Origin of the sequence: Rhodobaculum claviforme (assembly GCF_016653255.1) — a bacterium.
In the GTDB taxonomy this organism is placed as follows: domain Bacteria; phylum Pseudomonadota; class Alphaproteobacteria; order Rhodobacterales; family Rhodobacteraceae; genus Rhodobaculum; species Rhodobaculum claviforme.
The window spans coordinates 1-5,288 of sequence record NZ_NHSD01000091.1; the positions used below are offsets into that span (position 1 = coordinate 1).

The window sequence follows — 5,288 nt, forward strand, 5'->3', positions numbered from 1 at the left end:
GGTGGCAGGCGCCGTGGCCGCGGCGGCGCCCGCAGCCACGGCGCCTGCCACCACAGCCCGCGCGGCGCCATCCCTGCCGACCCGCGCCTCGGTCGCCCAGCAGGCCACCGAGACGCGGGCGATCAACCTGCGGCGCATCAACCTGATCGGGGTGTTCGGCACATCCTCGGCCCGGCGGGCGCTGGTCCGGCTGTCCAACGGGCAGGTGGTCGCGGTGCGCGTGGGCGACCGGCTCGACGGGGGGCAGGTCGCGGCCATCGGCGATGGAGAGCTGCGCTACGTCCGGAACGGGCGCAACACGGTGCTGCGGATCGGCGGATAAGCAAACCCCGGCGCGTGGCAGGCGTCACGGCCGGGGTCCAATTCTGTCACAGGGGCCCCGATCGGGGCATGCGCGCCTACTCGGCGGCCGATGTCTTGGTATCGGACGCCTGCGGGCCACCGTTGCCGGATGCGGCATCGCCATTCGCCGTGCGCGGCCTGCGCGGTGCGCGGCGCTTGGGGGCGGGCTTGGCCTCTGCCTCCGCGGCACCTTCGGGGGCCTGTCCCTGCGGAGCGCGCCGACGACGACCGGGGGTCGGGCTGGCCGCGCCTTCGGGCGTGTCCACGAGGGTGCTGTCGTTCTCGGACGACGGGATCGACGCGGGGGCCTGCTGCGACGGTTCGGGCTGGGCTGAGCTGGACCGGGGCGTATCGGCCTGGGCCTGCATGTCCGCACCGGACTGCCCGCCCGTCTGGGATCCTTGCGGTCCCGTCTGTGCGCCGTCGCCCTGTGCAGGGTCGTGGCGGCGGCCGTCTCGGTCCTCGTAGCGGGGGCGACCCTGGCCTTGGTTCTGGCCGTGGTTCTGGCCATTGTTCTGGCCATTGTTCTGGCCGTTGTTGTGGCCCTGCTGTTCCGAGACCTGGCGGCGGCTCTCGGCCTCGCGGGCACTTTCGCGCTGCGCCTCGGTCAGCATGCGGGTGTAATGCTCCGCGTGCTGGAGAAAGTTCTCGGCGGCCACGCGGTCATTTCCCAGCTGGGCATCACGCGCCAGCAGAAGGTATTTGTCGATGATCTGCTGCGGCGTTCCGCGCACCTTGCCTTCGGGCCCGGAGCTGTCGAAGACGCGGTTGACGACATTGCCCAACGGGCGCGGGCGGTTCACTTTGGAACGCGAGCGGGACTTGGATGATCTCATGCTGTCCTGTGTCCAGTTGCGGCCAGGGTTCGACAAAACCGTGCGCGTCGGGCGCCTGTGATACGGTAATCATCGGGCTGCAGGGGGGGGTATGCCGTCACATGGTGCCGCGATGGCCACCCCGCCTGCCTCGACTAATCATGTGCGCGCGTGTCTGGCAAGGGCAAATGCCCGATGTGAGTCAGATCGATGCCGGAAACTTGGTTCAGAGGCCGTCGCCCTGCGGCGCAGGACGGTGCGCCAGCACCACGCGCGCCCGCCCGTCGAGGTCGCGGCGCAGCTGCGTCCCCGCCAGCCCGCCGCTGCGCATCAGCGCGGCGACCGCCTCGGCCTGGGTCGGGCCGATCTCCACCGCCAGGACGCCGCCGGGGGCAAGCACGGCCGCCGCGCCCGCTGCAATCGCGCGATAGGCGTCCAGACCGTCCCCGCCGGGGCTGAGGGCGATGGCGGGCTCCCAATCGCGGACCTCCGGAGCAAGCCCGGCCAGCTCGTGCGCGGCAAGGTAGGGCGGATTGGACACGATCAGGTCGAAGGGTCCCGACACCCCCGCCAGCCAGTCGCCATGCCGCAGGGTCGCGCGGTCCGACAGCCCCAACCGCGCGGCATTGCGCCGCGCCACCGCCAGCGCCGCATCGGACACGTCGATCCCGAGACCGCGCGCAGCGGGGCGCTCGGCCAGCAGGCTCAGCAAGACGCACCCCGACCCGGTGCCGAGGTCGAGCACCCGCGCGAACGTCCCCTCCAGCGCGGCCGCCACCAGCACTTCGGTCTCGGGCCGCGGGTCGAGGACATCGGGCGTGACCTCGAACGCGTGCCGCCAGAAGGCGCGCCACCCGAGGATCTGCGCCACAGGCCGGTGCGCGCAGCGCGCGGCCAGCGCGGCCTCCAGCGGGGCTGCGGCCTCGGGCGGCAAGGGGTCGGGGCCGGCGATGACCAGCCGCGCGGGCGGCCAGCCCAGCGCATGGGCCACAAGCCTGCGCGCATCGCCCGCGGGATCGTCGATGCCGGCCGCGCGCAGCCGGGCCGCGGCATTGCGCAGGGCGGCCGCGACGGTGCTCATCCCTCCAGCTCCGCCAGCCGGGCGGCCTGGTCATGGGCGGTCAGGGTGTCGATGACCTCGTCCAGATCGCCGTTCAGGACGGCGTCCAGCTTGTGCAGGGTCAGGTTGATGCGGTGGTCGGTCAGCCGGCCCTGGGGAAAGTTGTAGGTGCGGATGCGCTCGCTGCGGTCGCCGCTGCCGACCTGGGCGCGGCGGGTGCTGGCGCGGTCGCCCTCGGTCCGGCGGCGTTCGAGGTCGAACAGTCGGGCGCGCAGCACCTCCATCGCCAGCGCGCGGTTGGCGTGCTGGGATTTCTCGGAGCTGGTGACGACGATCCCGCTGGGGATGTGGGTGATTCGCACCGCCGAATCGGTGGTGTTGACGTGCTGCCCCCCGGCGCCCGAGGCGCGCATGGTGTCGATGCGCAGATCACCCGGGTCGATGATGACCTCCACCGCCTCGGCCTCGGGCAGGACGGCGACGGTGGCGGCCGAGGTGTGGATGCGCCCGCCCGATTCGGTCTCCGGCACGCGCTGGACACGGTGGACGCCGGATTCGTATTTCAGCCGGGCATAGACGCCGCTGCCCGCGACCCGCACCACCGCCTCGCGCACGCCGCCAAGCTCGGTCTGGGCCAGCGCGATCACGTCGAAGCCCCAGCCCCGCAGTGCCGCGTGGCGCTGGTACATGCGCAGAAGGTCGGCGGCGAACAGCGCGGCCTCGTCCCCGCCGGTGCCGGGGCGGATCTCCAGGATGGCGGGGCGGTCGTCGGCGGCGTCGCGCGGCAGCAGCGCCAGCCGCAGCGCGGTTTCCAGCGCGGGCAGGCCGGCGCGCAGGCGGGCGATCTCCTCCTCCGCGAGGGGGCGCATCTCGGGATCGGCGCGCAGGGCCTCGGCCTCGGACAGGGCGCGGTGGGTGGCCTCCCACGCCTCGATCTGGGCGACGACGGGTTTCAGCCCGGCATAGTCGCGGCTCAGATCGGCGATCTCGGCCGGGTCCCCGGCCTGCGACAGCTTCGCCTCCAGGAACTGGAAGCGCCGGAGGATCTGGTCAAGGGCGTCGCGGGGCAGCATGGCGGGGGATGTCGCCGCTGCCGCCCCCGCCGTCAAGCGGCCTCGGGGGTGGCCGCCATCACCGGCGCCTGGCGCAGCGCCACGAGGTAAAGCCGCAGCACCCACACCGCCAGCAGCCCGATCACGGCAAAACCGACGATCGGCCCCACCCACTCGGCCACCGTGAACTCGATCCCCGCCTGGGCCTGGAACACGGTCGCGGCGATCCGCGCCGGGAACAGCAGCAGCAGGCACCCGATCAGCGGCAGCGCGATCACATGGCCCAGCGCATTGCGGCGCAGCACCAGCCCGGCGGCCACCAGACACAGCGGCATCAGCAACGCCAGCCGCAGGACATGGCCGGCCTGGGTGGTGCGGGTGTCAAAGAACTGCCCCTCCTGGCCCACCGACAGATCCGACAGCAACGGCGGCCCCCATGCGGCGGCGGTGCCAAGGCCCGCCAGCAGCAGATACGCCACCACCGGCCCGCGCGGCAGGGTAATGCGCTCGAATCCCGCGCGCGCGTCGCTGCCCGCGCGCCACAGCGCAAACAGCGTCAGGGTAAAGATCGCCGCGTGCACCGGCATCAGCCAGTCAAGCTCGGCCGCGAAGGCCAGCGTGCTGTAGCCATAGAAGATGTAGCCCAGCGCCAGCAGCAGCACCGCAAAGCCGCGCGGCCCGCGCATCGCCACCACCGACCAGCCCGCCATCGCCAGCGCCACCAGCATCACCCAGTCCTGCGCGCGGAACGCCAGCGCCATGAACTCGGGGTTGAGGCGATAGGCCCCCTGCCCGAACAGCAGGACCGTCTCGCCGCGCGCGGTCACCACCTCCAGATGGGGGGGCTGCGCGCCCAGCCACGTCAGCCCCGACCAGATGGCGAACCCGCCCAGCGCGATCACCATCAGCACGATCATCCCCAGCAGGGGGTCGTCGCGCAAACACAACCTGTCAGCCATTTCCGGCCTCCTTTTCCCGAACCGCCGCCTCGATCTCGCGCATCCAGTCCTCCAGCCGCTTGCGGTTGGTGCCAAGATCGGAATGCCCGAACCGCGAGCGGGAGAACACCGCAAGACCCGCCCCCGCGCCGGTGGGAAACACCCGCACCGAGACATAGTCGGGATAGCCCATCAGCGGCGTCCGCGTCACGTAGGTCAGCTGCCCCTCCTCGACCGAACCGGCCAGGGGGCGGGTGCGCGGCTGCGCGCGGATCACCGCATCCACCACCTGCGCCAGCTCCTGTGCGCCGAGCATGAACTCGGGCGCCACCGCGTCGCCGCCCACCGGCCGGATCAGCCAGCTGTTGGGCGTGTCGGGCCGCGACACCGCGCGCGGATCCACATGCCAGTCGGCCGGATCGGAGGGGGTGAAGCGGATATAGAGCATCACCCCCGCCACCCCCAGAAGCGCCAGAATCGCCAGCAGCTTGATCATCACGCCTCTCCCTTGTTGCGGCGTGCGGCACAATACAGGCACATCAGCTCGACCGCCACATGCGCGCCGGCGATGGCCGTGGCCCCGGTGGGATCGAAGGGGGGCGAGACCTCGACCACGTCGGCGCCCACCACGCGGGTCCCCGCCAGCCCCCGCAGCATCGCCGCCGCCTGCGCCGAACTCAGCCCGCCCCACACCGGCGTGCCCGTGCCGGGGGCAAAGGCCGGGTCCAGCGCGTCGATGTCGAAGCTGAGGTAGACGGGCGCATCGCCCAGAACCTCGCGGATGCGCGCGACGGTGGCGCGGGGGCCGTGGTCATGCACCCAGGGCGCGTCGATCACGGTGATGCCCAGCGTATCGGGGTTGGTGGTGCGGATGCCCACCTGGACCGAGCGGGCGGTGTCGATCAACCCCTCCTTCACCGCCTTGTAGAACATCGTGCCGTGGTCGATGCGGGTCGGGTCGTCGTCGGCCCAGGTGTCGGTGTGGGCGTCGAACTGCAACAGCGCCAGCGGCCCGTGCACCGCCGCATGCGCGCGCAGCAGCGGCAAGGAGATGGAGTGATCCCCCCCCAGCGTCAGCACC

The 5,288-nt window shown here is 72.2% G+C and carries 6 protein-coding genes and 1 pseudogene; 1 reads left to right on the plus strand and 6 read right to left on the minus strand.

The genetic code is table 11. The annotated features are described in order from the left end of the window. Positions 1 to 322 (plus strand): annotated as a pseudogene (locus CCR87_RS01625) (hypothetical protein); the annotation flags it as partial. 76 nt (positions 323 to 398) lie between these two features. Here the strand turns inward: CCR87_RS01625 and CCR87_RS01630 are convergent. The 6 genes from CCR87_RS01630 to CCR87_RS01655 all read right to left on the minus strand — a co-directional run. Further along, on the minus strand, positions 399 to 1,178 hold the full coding sequence (locus CCR87_RS01630) for a DUF4167 domain-containing protein (RefSeq protein ID WP_201155584.1): 780 nt from the start codon (positions 1,176 to 1,178) through the stop codon (positions 399 to 401). 205 nt (positions 1,179 to 1,383) lie between these two features. Beyond that, positions 1,384 to 2,238 (minus strand): peptide chain release factor N(5)-glutamine methyltransferase, encoded by an 855-nt coding sequence (prmC, locus tag CCR87_RS01635; protein ID WP_201155585.1) that lies wholly within the window; start codon positions 2,236 to 2,238, stop codon positions 1,384 to 1,386. Continuing rightward, the gene (gene prfA / locus CCR87_RS01640; protein WP_201155586.1) at positions 2,235 to 3,290 is read right to left on the minus strand and encodes a peptide chain release factor 1; all 1,056 of its coding nucleotides are present in this window, start codon (positions 3,288 to 3,290) and stop codon (positions 2,235 to 2,237) included. The genes prmC and prfA overlap by 4 nt, the downstream gene beginning before the upstream one ends. A gap of 32 nt (positions 3,291 to 3,322) precedes the next feature. After that, positions 3,323 to 4,228 carry a hypothetical protein gene (locus CCR87_RS01645; protein WP_201155587.1) on the minus strand — a complete coding sequence of 302 codons (906 nt, stop codon included), beginning with the start codon at positions 4,226 to 4,228 and terminating at the stop codon, positions 3,323 to 3,325. Further along, on the minus strand, positions 4,221 to 4,703 hold the full coding sequence (locus tag CCR87_RS01650; protein WP_201155588.1) for a DUF1499 domain-containing protein: 483 nt from the start codon (positions 4,701 to 4,703) through the stop codon (positions 4,221 to 4,223). The genes CCR87_RS01645 and CCR87_RS01650 overlap by 8 nt, the downstream gene beginning before the upstream one ends. After that, a partial coding sequence (locus tag CCR87_RS01655; RefSeq protein WP_201155589.1) for an arginase family protein occupies positions 4,703 to 5,288 on the minus strand: 586 nt, incomplete at its 5' end. The genes CCR87_RS01655 and CCR87_RS01650, both read right to left, overlap by 1 nt.